The organism is Sphingopyxis sp. LARHCG72 (genome assembly GCF_052871675.1).
In genome coordinates, this window is sequence record NZ_JBIXJU010000003.1 from 1 (window position 1) to 17,222 (window position 17,222).

Annotated in this window: 19 protein-coding genes; 11 read left to right on the plus strand and 8 right to left on the minus strand. The window is 63.6% G+C overall.

Annotated elements, in window-relative coordinates; genetic code table 11:
- The first annotated feature begins 34 nt into the window (after positions 1-34).
- Entirely contained in the window at positions 35-238 is a 204-nt protein-coding gene (locus ACIPPQ_RS07580) for a nuclear transport factor 2 family protein (protein ID WP_446543970.1), read from the plus strand.
- Between the two features lie 2 nt (positions 239-240).
- Here the strand turns inward: ACIPPQ_RS07580 and ACIPPQ_RS07585 are convergent, their stop codons facing one another.
- The 3 genes from ACIPPQ_RS07585 to ACIPPQ_RS07595 all read right to left on the minus strand — a co-directional run bounded on the left by ACIPPQ_RS07585 (position 241) and on the right by ACIPPQ_RS07595 (position 3,013).
- Positions 241-789, minus strand: coding sequence for a hypothetical protein (locus ACIPPQ_RS07585; protein WP_446543537.1), 549 nt, complete (start codon positions 787-789; stop codon positions 241-243).
- Positions 790-929: 140 nt separating this feature from the next.
- The gene (locus tag ACIPPQ_RS07590; RefSeq protein WP_446543538.1) at positions 930-1,238 is read right to left on the minus strand and encodes a putative quinol monooxygenase; all 309 of its coding nucleotides are present in this window, start codon (positions 1,236-1,238) and stop codon (positions 930-932) included.
- 212 nt (positions 1,239-1,450) lie between these two features.
- A complete protein-coding gene (locus ACIPPQ_RS07595) occupies positions 1,451-3,013 on the minus strand; it encodes an anti-phage dCTP deaminase (RefSeq protein ID WP_446543539.1) in 1,563 nt (520 codons plus the stop codon).
- A 200-nt stretch (positions 3,014-3,213) separates the two neighbouring features.
- On the opposite strand from ACIPPQ_RS07595, the gene ACIPPQ_RS07600 reads away from it, so the two are divergent.
- The 7 genes from ACIPPQ_RS07600 (at position 3,214) to ACIPPQ_RS07630 (ending at position 9,729) form a co-directional block, all read left to right on the plus strand.
- Complete coding sequence (locus ACIPPQ_RS07600) at positions 3,214-4,263, plus strand: substrate-binding domain-containing protein (protein WP_446543540.1); 1,050 nt, start codon at positions 3,214-3,216, stop codon at positions 4,261-4,263.
- An 81-nt stretch (positions 4,264-4,344) separates the two neighbouring features.
- Entirely contained in the window at positions 4,345-5,721 is a 1,377-nt protein-coding gene (gene pstC / locus ACIPPQ_RS07605; protein WP_446543541.1) for a phosphate ABC transporter permease subunit PstC, read from the plus strand.
- A complete protein-coding gene (gene pstA / locus ACIPPQ_RS07610) occupies positions 5,714-6,970 on the plus strand; it encodes a phosphate ABC transporter permease PstA (RefSeq protein WP_446543542.1) in 1,257 nt (418 codons plus the stop codon). The genes pstC and pstA overlap by 8 nt, the downstream gene beginning before the upstream one ends.
- Positions 6,971-6,972: 2 nt before the next feature.
- Positions 6,973-7,755 (plus strand): phosphate ABC transporter ATP-binding protein PstB, encoded by a 783-nt coding sequence (gene pstB / locus ACIPPQ_RS07615; RefSeq protein ID WP_446543543.1) that lies wholly within the window; start codon positions 6,973-6,975, stop codon positions 7,753-7,755.
- Positions 7,756-7,780: 25 nt separating this feature from the next.
- On the plus strand, positions 7,781-8,500 hold the full coding sequence (phoU, locus tag ACIPPQ_RS07620) for a phosphate signaling complex protein PhoU (RefSeq protein WP_327450270.1): 720 nt from the start codon (positions 7,781-7,783) through the stop codon (positions 8,498-8,500).
- Positions 8,500-9,198, plus strand: coding sequence for a phosphate regulon transcriptional regulator PhoB (phoB, locus tag ACIPPQ_RS07625; RefSeq protein WP_327450272.1), 699 nt, complete (start codon positions 8,500-8,502; stop codon positions 9,196-9,198). The genes phoU and phoB overlap by 1 nt, the downstream gene beginning before the upstream one ends.
- Before the next feature lie 201 nt (positions 9,199-9,399).
- The gene (locus ACIPPQ_RS07630) at positions 9,400-9,729 is read left to right on the plus strand and encodes a DMT family transporter (RefSeq protein ID WP_446543544.1); all 330 of its coding nucleotides are present in this window, start codon (positions 9,400-9,402) and stop codon (positions 9,727-9,729) included.
- A gap of 18 nt (positions 9,730-9,747) precedes the next feature.
- On the opposite strand, the gene ACIPPQ_RS07635 is transcribed toward ACIPPQ_RS07630, so the two are convergent.
- Entirely contained in the window at positions 9,748-11,109 is a 1,362-nt protein-coding gene (locus ACIPPQ_RS07635) for an OprO/OprP family phosphate-selective porin (protein ID WP_446543545.1), read from the minus strand.
- A gap of 202 nt (positions 11,110-11,311) precedes the next feature.
- Here ACIPPQ_RS07635 and ACIPPQ_RS07640 point away from each other — a divergent pair, with 202 nt between their 5' ends.
- From ACIPPQ_RS07640 to ACIPPQ_RS07650, 3 genes are all read left to right on the plus strand, one after another.
- A complete protein-coding gene (locus tag ACIPPQ_RS07640) occupies positions 11,312-12,214 on the plus strand; it encodes an SDR family oxidoreductase (RefSeq protein WP_446543546.1) in 903 nt (300 codons plus the stop codon).
- 60 nt (positions 12,215-12,274) lie between these two features.
- On the plus strand, positions 12,275-12,931 hold the full coding sequence (locus ACIPPQ_RS07645) for a DUF4328 domain-containing protein (RefSeq protein WP_446543547.1): 657 nt from the start codon (positions 12,275-12,277) through the stop codon (positions 12,929-12,931).
- 77 nt (positions 12,932-13,008) lie between these two features.
- Complete coding sequence (locus tag ACIPPQ_RS07650) at positions 13,009-14,082, plus strand: hypothetical protein (protein ID WP_446543548.1); 1,074 nt, start codon at positions 13,009-13,011, stop codon at positions 14,080-14,082.
- Here the strand turns inward: ACIPPQ_RS07650 and ACIPPQ_RS07655 are convergent.
- The 4 genes from ACIPPQ_RS07655 to ACIPPQ_RS07670 form a co-directional block, all read right to left on the minus strand.
- Complete coding sequence (locus tag ACIPPQ_RS07655) at positions 14,060-14,407, minus strand: DUF2794 domain-containing protein (RefSeq protein ID WP_446543549.1); 348 nt, start codon at positions 14,405-14,407, stop codon at positions 14,060-14,062. The genes ACIPPQ_RS07650 and ACIPPQ_RS07655 overlap by 23 nt on opposite strands.
- Positions 14,407-15,126 (minus strand): serine O-acetyltransferase, encoded by a 720-nt coding sequence (cysE, locus tag ACIPPQ_RS07660; protein ID WP_446543550.1) that lies wholly within the window; start codon positions 15,124-15,126, stop codon positions 14,407-14,409. The genes ACIPPQ_RS07655 and cysE overlap by 1 nt, the downstream gene beginning before the upstream one ends.
- A gap of 84 nt (positions 15,127-15,210) precedes the next feature.
- On the minus strand, positions 15,211-15,810 hold the full coding sequence (locus tag ACIPPQ_RS07665) for a hypothetical protein (protein WP_446543551.1): 600 nt from the start codon (positions 15,808-15,810) through the stop codon (positions 15,211-15,213).
- Positions 15,811-15,838: 28 nt separating this feature from the next.
- On the minus strand, positions 15,839-17,221 hold the full coding sequence (locus ACIPPQ_RS07670; RefSeq protein WP_446543552.1) for a pyruvate dehydrogenase complex E1 component subunit beta: 1,383 nt from the start codon (positions 17,219-17,221) through the stop codon (positions 15,839-15,841).
- Position 17,222: the final 1 nt, after the last annotated feature.

The window sequence follows — 17,222 nt, forward strand, 5'->3', positions numbered from 1 at the left end:
TCCCCGCCTCATGCTCCTTCAATATCGCGATGATCTGCTCTTCGCTGAACCTGCTTCGCTTCATTCTGTCCGACTCCTTCGCGTCGGACTCTACTCAAATTCGGTCACATTTCAGGGGAGCACGTCAGCGGTCACCTATGAACTCCACTTCGGCGGCGACCGCTATATCGACCAGTTCCTGCTCTATCGCACCGATGCCGGGTGGCGGGTCGTCGCCAAGACCACTGCCGTCCAATAGGGTCAGTGCCACACCGCCGAGAGCGGGTAGAGCGCGATCAGCCAGACGAGGAACGCGCACACGATGCGCCGGTCCTTCGCCGCGATCGCGAGCAGCGCGACGGGGAAAAAGCTCCAGGTGATCACGATGTTGCGCGCGTCGAGCGGCGGGAATTTCGCGAGCGCCGCGACGGTCGCGACCAGCGCGACATTGCACAGCAGGATGCCGCCGAGCACCTTGCGATAATGTTTGTCGAAATGGGCGCCGAGGTCGTCCCACGCCTCGGGATCGTCGGGAAAGACGAGGCTCGCCGCGATGAAATAGATGGCGGTGACGAGGAAGCCACCGAACAGCACCGGCCAGCTCAGCGGCAACAGGTCGCGCATCCCCCAGCCATACATCCAGAAGGTCACGACGTCGCACGACACGAAGAGGCCGAGCAGCGCGGTCGGCCAGCCGATCCGCACCTTGTGGCTCGCCTTCATCGCCCTCGCGAGCCCGCCAAGCCCCTCGGCGAGCGCAAGGCCGAGGATCAGCCCGAACAGCGAAAAGATGAATTCGAACCCGCTCATATGCCCCCGCACATCCACACTTCGTCACCCCGGACTTGATCCGGGGCCCCGCTACACTGGCGCGAATGGATGCCGGATCAAGTCCGGCATGACGAGAGAAAAATCGACCGCACGCATCGATCGGAACGGATTGAAAGCCGCTACCCCATCAGCGTCGCAGTGATATCCTCCGCCGCATGGATGCGGATCACCGGCGACGCGGGCGACAGCGCGCGCATGTCAGCGACGAAGGCGCGCGAAGCGGGCAGCGCGAAATGGGCGCGGACCGCATCGACGCTCTCCCACTCCTCGACGAACATCAGCCGGTCGGGGTTTTCGACATCGATATGGCAATTATGCGCCAGACACCCCGGCTCGGCCCGCGACCGCGCGCTATGTTCGGCGCCAAGCGCGATCATGCGCTCGCGATGCGCGGGGGTGAGGATGACGTGGCCGGTGATGAGGATCATCAACGTGCCCGTGGATCAAAAAAGGCTAGCGTGCGACGCTCAAGCCGTCGGAACAATCACTATTGATTGACCTGGCCTCGCTCTCAAACGAGTACATGGAAACATAATATCTCCACGCGTTCATTTCTCGCAATAAATTCTGCTGCTGACACGACGAGTAGGCAAGAAAAGCCATCTTATCTTTCATGATTTGCTCTAAAATAGGCAACTCGTTAAGACCCTTGGCTAGTGGCTGAGGCATTTTCGTTCTCCGCCTTTTCGTTGTCTGCTTCGAGTTTAATTGATTCGAGAATTTTAGCAATAGCCTGTGAAGCTGCCACCTCAGCCTGCGGACGCTCAACCCCGAATGCAGCGCCCACAGGAATCGCAATACGCGGCTTCCATTCAGCGATCGTCCCCATGTTATCCTTCCTCGGCCGATAAGCAAACACTCGTTGATAGAGCGTTGGAGAAATCCCATGGAAGGCCCGGAATGAAACTGGCTGCCTTGCTCGCACCTCGTGCTCACCTGCTGGCGAATGTGCGATCACGATTTCCTTGTCATAGAGATGGAGGGTCAGGCTCTTGGGGTAAGGCTCAATGTAAATGACCTCTTTAATACCCGCCGCTATCAAATGCCGGGCGCACCCGTGGCAGGGAAACGTTGTGCAATACAACGTTGCATCCTGGACCGCCCGGCCCGCCGCAGCCGCTTGCGATAGGGCATGCATTTCGGCATGCACCACTCGCCCAAATTCGATCAGGTTTCGGACCCGAGCGTTTGACATCAGCTCCTTAAATTCACCATGCAGGAGACGATCAACGATATTGGAATCGCTCTCATTTTCATCAACGAACTTTGCTTTCTTCAATACTCCAATGAATTCGATGAGAGACCTTTGAATCTCAATATAATTTGGATCATATTGCTTCTTCTTATCTCGATTATCTTCGATTGAAGCCACCGATTCATCGTAGAATCCACCGCCTGGTAAGGGAACTTCGTTACAGCCTGTGGCCAATACCCAGCCACGCTCATCCGCAATTACCGCACCGACCTGCCTAGAAAGATCACAGGACCGAAGCGCTGTAGCCTTTGCGAGAAACATAAAATATTCATCGCGTGTCGGCGTGGCAAAGGGCTCGCCAAACACCAGTTGCACGAACCTAGTAATCTGAGATTTGACATCGATTTTGGAGTTTATGAAAAAATCGGCCAGAGGAAACGTTCCTTGAACGTCCTGATCAGCCTTCTCCGCACCCTTTTCGTCTTCATCTATCAGTTCCGCCGCCAATGCTTGATGAGCCTCTCCCGGAGGCTCGTGCAGGCTTTTCGCGATCTTGTTCTTAAGATTTTCCGTCCGCTCCTCCTTTGGGACGTACACGGAAATCGTATAGAAGTTTCGCCCATAAATCCTGTCGAGAAGCTCTACTTCCGCTGGATTCTTAAGCGAATCTATCAGATACACGGTCGAGGATGGGAGGTCGTCCTCGCCCCCTCGAAGCCTCCGAATTTCAGAGATAGTAAGAGACGCGACACCTTGGTGGCTTTGAGAATGTCGACGGAGCTTGTCGCCACCGGCCATCAAAGCCTTCATTCGCTCAAATTCGCTATCCTGATCAGCGATTTCCAATACGCTCTTAATGAGCTGGCTGACCTTTACGTCCTTCTTGCTGTATCCCACGACAGAAAGCTGTGCCTCAAACTGAGCCTTAATCTCAGTTAAGTCAGTGCCCGCCGCGCACACAAACCCAACATACAAGTCCGGTCGTCTCTTTTGATCTTCTTCATTCATCAATAACGCCCCTCTACATGTCGTGTTGCATAAAGAATAGGCGAGAGGCAACATAAATGGGCAGGCTCCCCAAGGCACCATGACACTTATATGACACTCGCTGTCACATACACGTCACACAAAACCCCCAAATGGCCCTCAGCGAGTCGCCGCGGGGGTGGCGGCTTGGTTTGGTAACGGCCCCCGACAGGATCAATTCCATGCTGCAGAAATTCGCCCTTATCGCTGGTGCCGCGACGTGCGCGCTGGCGCTTTCCGCGTGCCAGGATCAGGCGTCTTCGGGTGGCGGCGCGCGCGATTATATCAGCGCGGTCGGCTCGTCGACCGTCTATCCCTTTGCCACCGCGGTCGGCGAAAAGTTCGCCGAAGCGACGGGCAACAAGACCCCCAAGATCGACAGCACGGGCACCGGCGGCGGTTTCGAACGCTTCTGCGCCGGCGTCGGCGGCGACACCCCCGACATCGCGAACGCATCGCGCCGCATCAAGAAGAAGGAATTCGACACCTGCGCCAAGAATGGCGTGAAGGACATTGTCGAAGTCCAGATCGGCATCGACGGCATCGCGCTCGGCGAAGCGCAGCGTGGCCCCGGCTTCAAGCTGTCGGAAGAAGATGTCTACAAGGCGCTGGCGGCGAACCCCTATGGCAAGCCGAACACCGCGAAGACGTGGAAGGACGTGAACCCCGCGCTTCCCGCGGTCGCGATCTCGGTCTTTGGCCCGCCGTCGACCAGCGGCACCTATGATGCGTTCAAGGAGCTGATCCTCGGCAAGGGCTGCGACGCCAATGCGGAGATGAAGGCGCTGAAGGACAGCGACAAGGAAAAGCACGAGGCGACCTGCACCACGCTGCGCGGCGCGCCTTACTATGTCGAGCAGGGCGAGAATGATAACCTAATCATCTCGAAGCTCGACAAGAACCCGACGAGCCTCGGCATCTTCGGCTTCAGCTATCTCGACGCCAACAAGGACAAGATCAAGGCGGTTCCGGTGCAGGGCGTTTCGCCGACCTATGCCGCCATCGCCGACGGCAGCTACCCCGGTTCGCGCCCGCTCTTTATCTATGTGAAGAAGGCGCATGTCGGCGTCGTCCCCGGACTCGCCGAATATGTCGCCGAATTCCTGAAGGGCGCGGGCGACGGCGGTTACCTCAACGCCAAGGGCCTGATCGTGTCGCCGAAGGCGATCGCCGACCTTGCGGCGTCGAACGGCAAGGCGATGACCGCGCTGAACGGCGCCGAGCTCAAGTAAGTTTCCTCCCGCTAGCGGCCGGGGCGGGTTCGCCCTTCCCGGCCGCCGCTTTTTCGACTTTCTGAGGACGGACATAGCGACGTGACCTTCAACGCCGCCGCCCTTTTGCTTTTGATCGCAGGCTTAGCCCTGATCGGCTGGCTTGCCGGCCGTGCGCGGTCGAACCTGCTCGCCGGCCGCGCCGGCGAAAAGCTCCATTCGCGCCCGCAATATCATGGCTGGTATGTCGCGCTGTGGCTCTTCGCCCCCGCGGCGCTGTTCCTCGCGGTCTGGTCGGCGGTCTCGCCCGGGCTGATCACCAACCAGGTGGTCGCGACCGAGGCGGCGCAGAGCCTGCCCGAATTCGGGTTCGAGCGCGGCGCGATCCTGTCGGACGCGCGCGCCGTCGCGCAGGGCAAGCAGGCCGCGGTGCGGCTGCCCGCCGCAGCGCCGCTCGTGAAGCCCTATGCCGACGCGAGCCACAAATATGCGTGGATCGGCATCGCCGCGATGCTCGCACTGGCACTCGCGGGCGGGCTATACGCCTTCACGCGCATTCGCCCCGATTTCCGGGCGCGCACGCGCGTCGAAAAGATCGTGATGCTGTTCCTGTTGCTCGCGTCGCTCGTCGCGATCCTCACGACCTTCGGCATCGTGCTCTCGCTGCTGTTTGAATCGATCCGCTTCTTCCGCCTCGTCTCGCCCGCCGAATTGCTGTTCGGGACCGAATGGGCGCCGACGAGCGGCGCGCCGCAGCCCGGCACCTTTGGCGGCATCCCGCTCTTCTGGGGCACGATCCTGATCGGCGCGATCATCGCGATGATCGTCGCCATTCCCATCGGGATGATGACCGCGGTCTATCTCACCCAATATGCGGCGCCGGCGGTGCGCAAATGGGTGAAGCCGCTGCTCGAGATCCTCGCGGGCGTGCCCACGGTCGTCTACGGCTATTTCGCCGCGCTGACGGTTGCGCCTGCCTTGCGCGAATTCGCGGTGATGCTGGGCATCCCCAACGCCTCGACCGAAAGCGCGCTCGCCGCGGGTATCGTGATGGGCGTGATGATCATCCCCTTCGTCTCCTCGATGGCCGACGACAGCATCAACGCGGTGCCGCAGGCGATGCGCGACGGATCGCTGGCACTCGGCGCAACGCCGAACGAGACGATCCGTCAGGTGCTGATCCCCGCCGCGCTTCCGGGCGTGATGGGGGGCATATTGCTCGCGGTCAGCCGCGCGATCGGCGAGACGATGATCGTGGTGATGGCGGCGGGCCTCTCCGCCAACATGACCGCCAACCCCTTTGCCAGCGTCACCACGGTGACGGCGCAGATCGTGAAACTGCTCACCGGCGACCAGGAGTTCGACAGCGCGAAAACGCTCGCCGCCTTCGCGCTCGGCCTCGTCCTCTTCATCGTTACGCTGCTGCTCAACATCGTCGCGCTGCGCATCGTCAAAAAGTATCGTGAAGCTTATGAATAGGCAGACCGCCCCCACCGACTGGAAAGGCTCCGTGATGCAGTCGCGCATCGCGAAGCGCTACGCCGCCGAACGCCGCTTCAAGCTGATGGGGCTGGGCGCGGTGCTGCTCTCGGGCGCATTCCTCGCCTTCCTGCTCTTCGTGATGGTCGGCAACGGCGCACGCGGGTTCATGTACACGCATGTCGAAGTGCCCGTCGATTTCAAGGCGATGCCGCTGACGATCGACAAGGCGCGGCTCGGCGATGCCGACGCCGACCAAGTGATCGCGAACGCGGGGCTCGCCGACATCGTCGCCTTTGCCGCCGACGAGGCGCTGGGACCCGACGGATCGAAGCTGATTTCCGAGAATGCCTGGAAAGAGGTGCGCAGCGCGATCAAGGACGATCCCGAATTGCTGAATGGCAAGACGGTGTTCGAACTGCCCGCGTCCAGCGAAGTCGACATCATGGCCAAGGAGGGTTCGCGCGGCGAACTCGGCGCCAAGGTCGATGCGCTGGAGAAGGACGGCAAGCTGTCGACCGGCATCCACTGGCCCTTCTTCAAGAACGCCGATGCCACCGATCCCGCGGTCGCGGGCATCTGGGGCGCGCTCAAGGGTTCGGTGCTGACGATCTTCATCGCCTTCCTGATCGCTTTCCCGACCGGGGTGCTGGCCGCTCTCTATCTCGAAGAATATGCGCCGAAGAACCGCTGGACCGACCTTATTGAAGTGTCGATCAACAACCTCGCCGCGGTGCCCTCGATCATCTTCGGCCTGCTTGCGCTCGCGGTGTTCATCAACTGGTTCGGTCTCTGCCAGGCGAGCCCGCTCGTCGGCGGGCTGACGCTTGCGCTGATGACGATGCCGGTGATCGTGATCGCCAGCCGCAACGCGATCAAGTCGGTGCCGCCGTCGATCCGCGATGCCGCGCTGGGTGTGGGCGCGAGCCCGGTGCAGGTGGTGTTCCACCATGTCCTGCCGCTCGCCCTCCCCGGCATCCTCACCGGCACCATCATCGGCATGGCGCGCGCGCTGGGCGAAACCGCCCCGCTGCTCCTCGTCGGCATGCGCGCCTTTATCGGCGACGTTCCGGGCGGCATCTGCTCGCCCTCGACCGTGCTGCCGATGCAGATCTTCCTCTGGTCGGACGAAGTCGACCGGGGCTTTGTCGAGAAAACCTCCGCCGCGATCATCGTGCTGCTTATCGTGCTGCTGTCGATGAACGCCTTTGCGATCTATCTTCGCAACAAATTCGAAAAACGCTGGTGATCATGACCCAAGACGACCTGACCATTACCGACCCCAAGATGAAGGCGCACGGCGTCAACGTCTTCTATGGCGAGAAACAGGCGATCAACGACGTGTCGATCGACGTCGGCACCGACCTCGTCACCGCCTTCATCGGTCCGTCGGGCTGCGGCAAGTCGACCTTCCTGCGCTCGCTCAATCGCATGAACGACACGGTGGCGAGTGCAAAGGTCACGGGCCGGATCGAACTCGACGGCGAGGACATCTACGCCCCGTCGATGGACGTGGTGCAGCTGCGCGCGCGTGTCGGCATGGTGTTCCAGAAACCGAACCCCTTCCCCAAGTCGATCTATGACAATGTCGGCTATGGCCCGCGGATCCACGGCCTCGCGCCGAACAAGGCCGACCTCGACGTCATCGTCGAGCGCGCGCTGGTGCGTGCGGGCCTGTGGGACGAGGTCAAGGACAGGCTCGCCGAAAGCGGCACCGCCTTGTCGGGCGGCCAGCAGCAGCGCCTGTGCATCGCACGCGCGATCGCGGTCGACCCCGAAGTCATCCTGATGGACGAGCCCTGCTCGGCGCTTGACCCGATCGCGACCGCGAAGATCGAGGAGCTGATCCACGAGCTGCGCGGCAAATATGCGATCGTTATCGTCACGCACAATATGCAGCAGGCGGCCCGCGTGTCGCAGCGCACCGCCTTTTTCCACCTCGGGACGCTGGTCGAATATGGCAAGACCACCGACATCTTCACCAACCCGAAGCAGGAACGCACCAAGGACTATATCACCGGCCGCTACGGTTGATCCGTAGCGCAATAGGACGACAACGATGGCACTAACGAACGATCATACGGTCAAGGCCTTCGACGAGGATCTGAACCGCCTGCGCGGGCTGATCAGCGAGATGGGCGGCCGCGCCGAACAGGCGCTGCTCCAGGCGATGACCGCACTCAGCAAGGGCGACCTCGACCTCGCGGCGCAGGTCGTGCGCGACGACAAGAAGATCGACGCGCTCGAAGCCGAAGTCGAACAGCTCGCGGTCCAGACGATCGCGCTCCGCGCCCCGATGGCCGACGATTTGCGCGAGATGATCGCGGCATTGAAGATCGTCTCGGTCGTCGAACGCATCGGCGACTATGCGAAGAATATCGCGAAGCGCGTCGCGCTGATGGACCAGACGCGCTCGATCGAGGCGATCCCGCTCTTGATGTCGATGTCGAATATCGTTGTGGAATTGATCCACGACGCGCTCGACAGCTTCGCCGCCCGCGACGCCGAACTCGCGGTGCGGGTGACCGTCCGCGACAAGAATGTCGACGATTTCTACAACAGCATCTTCCGCACGCTCGTCACCTTCATGATGGAAAATCCGAAATATATCTCGGAAAGCGCGCACCTGCTGTTCGTCGCCAAAAACCTCGAGCGCATGGGCGACCATGCGACGAACATCGCCGAGATGGTCTATTATGTCGTGACCGGCGAACGGATGGAGGAACGCGAGCGCGGCGAACAGCCCGAAGATGGCGCCGCGGAGCAGGAGCAAGGCTGATGCCGCAGCCCGACCTGCTGCTGATCGAGGATGACGAGGCGATCGCCGAACTCATCGTCTGGCATTTCGCACGCGAAGGCTTTTCGGTCCGCCAGACCCCCGACGGCGAACAGGCGCTCGTCCTCGTCGAGGAACGCGTGCCCGATATCGTCCTGCTCGACTGGATGATCGAGAGCCTGCCGGGCATCGAGGTTTGCCGGCGCCTGCGCCGCAACCCGAAATCGGCGAACGTCCCGATCATCATGCTCACCGCGCGCGGCGAGGAGGAAGACCGCATTCGCGGCCTCGAAACCGGCGCCGACGATTATGTCACCAAGCCGTTCAGCCCGCGCGAACTCGTCGCGCGCGTCCAGGCGGTGCTCCGCCGCCTGCGCCCCGCGCTCGCGGGCGAGATGCTGACCTATGCCGATATCGAGCTCGATTCGGTCGCGCACAAGGTCGTGCGGGGCAGCCAGACCGTCGCGATGGGGCCGACCGAATTCCGCCTGCTGCGCCATTTCATGGAGCATCCGGGCCGCGTCTTCTCACGCGGGCAGCTGCTCGACAGCGTGTGGGGCCAGGACAGCGACATCGAGCTGCGCACGGTCGACGTTCATATCCGCCGCCTGCGCAAGGCGATCAACCTGCCCGGCACGAGCGACATCATCCGCACCGTGCGCTCAGCGGGCTATGCGCTCGATGCGGGCAAGAGCGTCTGACACGACTCCGGTCGAAGTTGAATTTCGTCGGCAGGCCGGGTAAATCCGGCCTGCCGAGAATAGAGTAGCAGGCTGGTATCTCCTGCGCCCGCCCCCGCGGGTTCTTCTCCGCCACGGCGCCGACCAAGCCCTTGCGGCGGGGGGCGGTGAGCGACAGCCGCCGCCCCGCCGCCCCGGCGCTACCGACGACGGAGTACGCCCGTGCAATATATCTATCTTAGCATCGCCATCGTTGCGGAGGTCATCGCGACCAGTTTCATGAAGCAATCGGAAGGCTTCACGAAGCTCGTCCCGTCGCTGATCACCGCCGGCGGATATATCGTCGCCTTCTATTTCCTGTCGCTGACGCTGCGGACCCTGCCCACGGGAATCGCCTACGCAATCTGGTCCGGCGTTGGGATCGTCCTGATCGCCGCCATCGCGTGGGTGTTCCAGGGCCAGAAGCTCGACACGCCCGCGATGGTCGGCATGGCGCTGATCATCGCGGGCGTGGTGGTGATGAACGGATTTTCGAACAGCACGGCGCACTGATCGCCGGATACGCTCGCGTCAGAAATCGACCTGCGTGCGTAGCCCGAAGGTATCCGCCGAATAGCTGCGGTCGCCGTTCGCCGCCGCGACGCGCGCATCGTCGACCCAGACCTTGCCGTAATTGGCGGTGACCCGGATATAGTCGATCGGCGCCCAGACGAGCCCGATCAGCGCAGTCTTCTGCTGCCCGCCGACGATGCCGGCATCGTTGAGGTCGAGATAGTCGTAGCGCGCATTGACCTCGATCGCGCCGATCCCGCCGGCGTTGATCGGCTTCGACGGCTTCAGCCGGTCGAACGCGCCATCCTTGTAACCGCGGGTATCGCCGGGCGTCAGCACCATGCCGACCTCGGCATAACCGCCGAAGAAGGTCGGGTCGGCGGAGGTGCTGCGCTTGACCGTCTGCCAATAGGCTTCACCCGCGGCGTGGAACGGCCCGGCGAGCACCGCGCCTTCGAGGCCAAGACCGCGCTCGCTCGAAATGTCGAGCAGCCCGGTATCGACGAGCCGGACGTCGGTCGTGTGGACGAAGGGCCGCGCGCGGTAACGGTTCGTCGCCGCGGGATCGTTCGGATCGCGATAATGGCCCGATGCGCCGAGGTGAAGCTGCGTGTCGCCGAACTTCGGCATGAACACGACGCGCCCGTCGACGCTGAGACTGTGATTGCTGTCGGTCAGGTCGCGCGCGTTGTCGCCGAACACCCCTCCCTGCACGAGCAGCGCCTTGCCCTTATATTGCGCCGACAGGCCGACACGGCGCTCGAAACCGAACGCCTGCGTAAAGGCTGCACGCTCGGTGAAGCTGGTGAACAGGTCGCTCGTCAGGTCGTCGAGCGACCAGAAGGGCTTGATCTGGCCCGCAGTGACCGAAAACGGCCCGGTGCCATAGGTCATATAGATGTCGGTCAGCTCGACCTCGCTGTTCGCGATGTCCGCCTCGACGCGATAGGAAAAGCCGCCCGGGATCTTGCCGTCGACGCCCAGGTAGACGCGGCGGAATTCGGTCGCCGTGCCGCCGCGGATGCCGGTGGCGCCCGCAGGCGCGTCGATGCTCGCCACGTCGAGCTGGATGCGCCCGCGCGGCTTGAAGCTCCAGCCGTCGGCGGTCTTGACCTCGGGGGCGCCCTTCCAGCTGATCTCGGTAGCGGGCTTGGCGGTGACCGACGGCGGTGCGGGCGTCGTCACGGGCGCTGGTGCAGGCGTCGGCTGCACCGTGGCCGCGTCGAGCCGCGTTTCGAGCGTCTGCACCTTCGCCTTCAGCGCCGCGAGTTCGGCGCGGAGCTGCGCAGCCTCTTCGGCCGTCATCGCCTGGGCATGAGCGGCGGTCGGCAGGCTGAAAATCGACGTCGCGAGCAGGGCGGCGGTCAGGGCATGGCGCATGAGGGAATTGCTCCGTTGCGAAAGGTGACAAACTCGGGGCGCTGCTATGACGCTTGCGTGACAGATGCACGTCATTTGCATGACATTTTTGTTTCAATCGTCATTTTTTCACCCCCTTGCCAGCAAGGCGCGAACGGCTAAGGACGTTCCAGTTTTTTCGGGCAACCTTTCTTGCGGGGGTAGCCCTTTCCGGGAGACCATCATGACGATCAAATTTGACGGCCGCGTTGCTATTGTTACCGGCGCCGGCGGCGGCCTCGGCCGCGCCTATGCGCTCGAACTCGCGCGGCGCGGGGCAAAGGTCGTCGTCAACGACCTCGGCGGATCGCGCGACGGCACCGGCCATTCGGACGCCGCGTTGCAGGTCGTCGAGGAAATCCGCGCCGCGGGCGGCACCGCGATCTCGAACGGCGGCAGCGTCACCGAATATGACCAGATGGTCGAAATGGTCGCCAAGGCGAAGGAAGAATGGGGCGGCGTCCACGTCCTGATCAACAACGCCGGCATCCTGCGCGACAAGAGCTTCGCCAAGATGACCCCTGACGATTTCGACCTGGTGCTGAAGGTGCATGTCAGCGGCAGCGCAAACGTCACCAAGGCGTGCTGGGACCTGATGCGCGAACAGGCCTATGGCCGCATCCTGATGACCGCGTCGTCGACCGGCCTCTACGGCAATTTCGGCCAGGCCAATTATGGCGCGGCAAAGCTCGGCCTCGCCGGCCTCACCAAGACGCTGCACCTCGAGGGCGCGAAATATAACATCCGCTGCAACACGATCGCGCCGGTCGCGGGCACGCGCATGACCGAGGACATCTTCCCCGCCGAACTGTTCGAAAAGTTCACGCCAGAAAACGTCGTTCCCGCCGCGCTCTATCTGGTCAGCGAAGACGCGCCGACCAACATGATCGTTGGCGCAGGCGCAGGCGCGTTCCACGCCGCCTATGTCACCATGACCCCGGGCGTCGCGCTGCCCGAAGGCGAACGCACCCCCGAGGGCGTCGCCGCAGCGTGGGAAAAGATCATCGACCGCAATGGCGAGACCGTCCCGCAGTCGGGCAGCGAACAGTCGATGAACGTCATGAAAGCGTTGATGGCACTGGGCTGACCCTGATAGCATCCTTCGCAAGGGGGCGCCGGGGCGGCGCCCCCGGCAAGGGGAAGCATCATGGCGGACATGGGCCTGGCCGACGGCATCGACCTGCTGGGACAGCGGGCGAAGCTCGTGAAGATATTGCTGACTGCCGGATTCGTGGTGATCATGGCGACGCTGGCCGGACAGGTCGCCGAACTGCAAGGTGCCGTTTCGCTCGACGAGAGCGCCGAACTGACCGGCGCCGCGGCGCTCTATGCCGCCGTCGGGCTCACCGACGCCTTGCTCACGCTCGTCACGATTATCTTCTTCAGCATGTGGATTTACCGCGCGGCCGCGAACATCGTCGCCGCGGGGACCGTCGGCTTCGACTATACGCCCGGCTGGGCGGTCGGCTGGTTCTTCATCCCGATCGCCAACCTGTTCAAACCCCATGCCGCGATGCGGCAAATCTGGAACGCCAGCCATGGCGGACAGGGCGACCAGCTCGAACAGCCCGAGGGGCTGCTTGCAATCTGGTGGGGCACCTGGCTTCTCTCGAACATCGCGTCGAACATCTCGTTTCGCCTCACTTTCAACCCCGCCTCGCCCGAAGAGCTCCAGACGGGCCTCCAGATCGGCATCTTCGCCGCGCTCGTCAGCCTTGCGCTCTATCCCGCGGCGTACCGGCTCGTCGATCGCATCACGACGGCGCAGCGCGATCGGCTCACCTCGGCACAAATCTTCTCCTGACTTATTGTATTGCATCACCAATACAGCCCTGCTAGAAGCGGTGCGGGGCAAGGGGATCGGACAGAAGGACGACCCCGATGTATAGTGAAAGCGACCTGCAAGCTGCGGTCGATGCAAAGGTACTGACGCCGGAGGCCGCGCTGGCTTTCCGCTCGCATATCGCATCGGTGCGCGCCGCCCCCGGAGCGGATGAAGAATCCTTCCGCCTCATCACCGGTTTCAACGATATTTTCGTCAGCATCGCGGCAGTGATCCTGCTCGTCGCGGTCGGCTGGATCGGCGCCTCGATCCACCCCGCGCTCGGCGGCGCGTTCGTCGCCGCGTCGGCTTGGTTCCTCGCCGAATATTTCACGCGGCGGCGCCGCATGGCGCTGCCCAGCATCGTGCTCGTCCTCGCCTTTTCGGGCGGCGTCTTCGCGACAATGGTCGGCTTCCTCGTCAAACATGGCGAATCCATTTTCGGCAACAGCCCCAATGAAACCGTCGGAGCGATCCTGGTCGGATCGATGGCGCTGGTTACCGCCGCGGCGACCTGGGCGCACTGGAAACGCTTCATGGTACCGATCACCGTCGCCGCCGGGACCGCTGCGCTCGCCGCGACCGCGGTCGCGCTCGTCCTCGCCATCACCGGCGTACCGAGCCCCGACGGGACGCTGCCGATGATCCTCGTGCTGGTCGCCGGACTCGGCGTCTTCACCCTCGCGATGTGGTGGGACCGCAGCGACCGTGTGCGCCAGACGCGCCGCAGCGACGTCGCCTTCTGGCTCCACCTGCTCGCCGCCCCGATGATCGCGCACCCGGTCTTCCATCTGCTCGGCGTCACGCGCGGCGACGATATCGGCAGCGGTGCCGCCCTGATGGTGGTCGGCATCTATGTCGTCTTCGGGCTGATCGCACTCGCGATCGACCGCCGCGCGCTGCTCGTCTCGGCGCTCGCCTATGTGCTGTTCGCGATGACGCAGCTCTTCAACACCTTCGGCGCGGTCGAACTCAATGTCGCGCTGACGGCGTTCGTGATCGGTTCGGCGCTGCTGCTGCTCTCGGCCTTCTGGCAGAATGCCCGCGCGGTAGTCGTCGGCTTCCTGCCGCCAAACGTCGCCGACCAGCTGCCGGCGACGGTACGGGTCATCAGTCCCCAACCAGCTTCATAAGCTTGCGTTCGACGGGGGCGAGCACATTCGAAAGCTCGTCCCCGCGTTTCAAGATCGCCCCGGCTTCGGAGACAAGGGCCCACATGCCCTGCCGGCTCCGCAAGGCGGGGCGTTTTTCTATGCGATATTCGGGACGTTCGGCGGCACGGCGAAAGGCCGAGAAGATCGCGGCCTCGCGGTGGAAATCCATCGCATAGTCGCGCCAGTGCCCCGCCGCGACCATGCGGCCGTAGAGGTCGAGGATGCGCATCAGTTCGGGACGCTCGAAACCGGTTTGCTGCGGTACCGTCCGGCCTGCGAACGGCAAGGGTGTCACGGTGCCCATCAGGCGCCGGTCCGGCTCCCCTTGCGCCGCGGCGCTTCATCGTCGACGGCGGCGAGTTCGCGTTCCTCGAGCAATGCCTTCAGCTGCTTCTGCATCTGTTCGAGCTGGCATTGCAGCAGTTCGACCTTTTGCGTCGCGGGATCGAAGGTTTCGCTGCACGGCGTGCCATAGGGCACGAACTCGCGCGCATATTCGGTTGCGTCGAGCAGGGTCGAGCGCGCCGGGATGCCGACCATCACCGCGCCTTCGGGAACATCCTTGGTCACCACCGCATTGGCACCGACGCGCGCGCGCGCATTGACGGTGACGGGGCCGAGAATCTGGGCGCCCGAACCGACGATGACATCGTCGGCCAGCGTCGGGTGGCGCTTGCCGCCGATGCCGTTCGCGGGGTCGGTGCCGCCGAGCGTGACGCCCTGATAGATGGAGACATTGTCACCGATCTCGGCGGTCTCGCCGATCACGACGCCAAAACCATGGTCGATGAACAGGTGCCGGCCGATCGTCGCGCCGGGGTGGATGTCGATCGCAGTCAGGAAACGCGACAGGTGATTGACGAAGCGCGCGAGGAAGAACAGCCGCGCCTCGAACAGCCAGTGCGCGATGCGGTGCATGCCGACCGCGAGCAGGCCCGGATAGAGTAGGATTTCCCAACGCGACCGCGGCGCCGGATCGCGCGCCTTGATCGAATCGAGATAGGCGATCAGCCCGTTGAACATTCAATGTCCCCTGCGACCCTATTTTGTACCGGACAAGATAGATGTTCGGGCGCGCCATTTCCACCCCCGGCGCATATTTAGTCGTCAGCGGCCGAAAAGGCCGATGCGCAGCAGCAGCAGGCCTTCGCCGCGCAAGTGCCGCTCGCCGTCGTGGCCGGCAATCGCCGCGGCCCAGCGATCGAGCATCAGGAGCGGCCGGTTTGCGCCGAAATCGCGGCGGGACGGCGCGCTGGAATTTTTGGCGTCCCCCAGAAGGCGGCGCGCCTCGGGTTCGGCCTCGACAACGCCGGCACCCCAGACAAGGCCCCAGCGCTTCGCGCTCGCCGCATCGCCGTCGGACAGCGCAAAGAGGTGACCGCCGAAGCTTTGGGATGCGGCGCGGCGTTCGTCGTCACTGTCGGCAAGCAGCATCGCTTCGGCAGCATCGACCAGCGCGTCGAGACCGCCCTGCCCTGCCCATGTCGCCTGCAACTCGGCCAGCAGCGGCTCGCCCTTCGGCAGCGCATCGGGATCGCTCGCGATGATCGCCGCCATGTCGCGCCACCAGGCGAGCTTGATCTGCCCGATCAGCGGCTCGCGCGCGTCGATCAGCAGCTTGGTCAGCCGCGCCGCGAGCCCCCAGAGCGCCGCCATGGCCGCGCGCCGCGGTTGCGGCACGCCGACCATGACGCGCGGATCGCGCATGTCGGGATAGAAAGCCGTCTCCGGATCGTCAGGCGCGATTGCGGACCGCCTTCACGGCCGCGATCACGCGCGGCGTATCGACGAGCGCGGCCTTTTCGAGATTGTGCGCATAGGGCAGCGGCACATCCTCGTTGCACACGCGCATGACGGGCGCATCGAGATCGTCGAAGCCATGCTCCATCGCGACCATCGCGAGCTCGCTGGCGATCGAGCAGACGGGCCAGCCTTCCTCGACGACGACCAGATGGTTCGTCTTCTTGAGGCTGGCGAGCACCGTCGCGGTGTCGAGCGGGCGCAGCGTGCGCAGATCGATGACCTCGGCGTCGATGCCCTCGCCGGCAAGGCTGTCGGCGGCTTCGAGCGCCAGCCCGACGCCGATCGAATAGCTGACGATCGTCACGTCGCCACCCTGACGCATGACGCGTGCCTTGCCGATCGGCAGGACATGGTCGGCAAGGTCGGGAACGTCGAAGCTGCGGCCGTAAAGCAACTCGTTTTCGAGGAAGACGACGGGATCCTCGGTGCGGATCGCAGCCTTCATCAGCCCCTTGGCATCGGCGGCGTCATAGGGCGCGATCACGATCAGGCCGGGGACGTTCGCGTACCAGGGCGCATAATTCTGGCTGTGCTGCGCGCCGACGCGCGCCGCGGCGCCGTTCGGGCCACGGAACACGATCGGACAACGCATCTGGCCGCCCGACATATAGTTGGTCTTCGCGGCCGAGTTGATGATGTGGTCGATCGCCTGCATCGCGAAGTTGAAGGTCATGAACTCGATGATCGGCTTGAGGCCGCCCATCGCCGCGCCCGCGCCGAGACCGGCGAAACCATATTCGGTGATCGGCGTGTCGACGACGCGCTGCGCGCCGAATTCCTCGAGCAGGCCCTGCGTCACCTTGTACGCGCCCTGATATTCGGCGACTTCCTCGCCCATCACGAAGACGCGGTCGTCGGCGCGCATTTCCTCGGCCATCGCATCGCGCAGCGCCTCGCGCACCGTCAGGCGGACCATCGCGGTGCCTGCGGGGATCGCGGGGTCCGATGCGCGCTCGGCGGCGGCGGGGGCCGCAGCCGGAGCCGCCGCAGGCGCTGGTGCCGGAGCTTCTGCCTTCGGTTCCGGCGCTGCTGCGGGAGCCGGCGCCGGAGCAGCCGGTGCGGCCGCCTCTTCGCCCTCGCCCGTGATCGTCGCGATCACGGTGCCGACCTTCACATTGTCGGTGCCCTCGGCAACGAGGATCTGGCCGATCGTGCCCTCGTCGATGGCTTCGAACTCCATCGTCGCCTTGTCGGTTTCGATCTCGGCAAGGATATCGCCCGACTTCACCGTGTCGCCTTCCTTGACGAGCCACTTGGCGAGCGTGCCCTCTTCCATCGTCGGCGACAGCGCCGGCATCTTCAATTCGATGGCCATC

Coding starts and splice junctions, on each gene's coding strand:
- ACIPPQ_RS07585 (WP_446543537.1), bottom strand. CDS start 789: ATGAGCGGGTTCGAATTCATCTTTTCGCTGTTCGGGCTGATCCTCGGC.
- ACIPPQ_RS07590 (WP_446543538.1), bottom strand. CDS start 1,238: ATGATCCTCATCACCGGCCACGTCATCCTCACCCCCGCGCATCGCGAG.
- ACIPPQ_RS07595 (WP_446543539.1), bottom strand. CDS start 3,013: ATGAATGAAGAAGATCAAAAGAGACGACCGGACTTGTATGTTGGGTTT.
- ACIPPQ_RS07600 (WP_446543540.1), top strand. CDS start 3,214: ATGCTGCAGAAATTCGCCCTTATCGCTGGTGCCGCGACGTGCGCGCTG.
- pstA (WP_446543542.1), top strand. CDS start 5,714: ATGAATAGGCAGACCGCCCCCACCGACTGGAAAGGCTCCGTGATGCAG.
- pstB (WP_446543543.1), top strand. CDS start 6,973: ATGACCCAAGACGACCTGACCATTACCGACCCCAAGATGAAGGCGCAC.
- phoU (WP_327450270.1), top strand. CDS start 7,781: ATGGCACTAACGAACGATCATACGGTCAAGGCCTTCGACGAGGATCTG.
- phoB (WP_327450272.1), top strand. CDS start 8,500: ATGCCGCAGCCCGACCTGCTGCTGATCGAGGATGACGAGGCGATCGCC.
- ACIPPQ_RS07635 (WP_446543545.1), bottom strand. CDS start 11,109: ATGCGCCATGCCCTGACCGCCGCCCTGCTCGCGACGTCGATTTTCAGC.
- ACIPPQ_RS07640 (WP_446543546.1), top strand. CDS start 11,312: ATGACGATCAAATTTGACGGCCGCGTTGCTATTGTTACCGGCGCCGGC.
- ACIPPQ_RS07645 (WP_446543547.1), top strand. CDS start 12,275: ATGGCGGACATGGGCCTGGCCGACGGCATCGACCTGCTGGGACAGCGG.
- ACIPPQ_RS07650 (WP_446543548.1), top strand. CDS start 13,009: ATGTATAGTGAAAGCGACCTGCAAGCTGCGGTCGATGCAAAGGTACTG.
- ACIPPQ_RS07655 (WP_446543549.1), bottom strand. CDS start 14,407: ATGGGCACCGTGACACCCTTGCCGTTCGCAGGCCGGACGGTACCGCAG.
- cysE (WP_446543550.1), bottom strand. CDS start 15,126: ATGTTCAACGGGCTGATCGCCTATCTCGATTCGATCAAGGCGCGCGAT.
- ACIPPQ_RS07665 (WP_446543551.1), bottom strand. CDS start 15,810: ATGCGCGATCCGCGCGTCATGGTCGGCGTGCCGCAACCGCGGCGCGCG.
- ACIPPQ_RS07670 (WP_446543552.1), bottom strand. CDS start 17,221: ATGGCCATCGAATTGAAGATGCCGGCGCTGTCGCCGACGATGGAAGAG.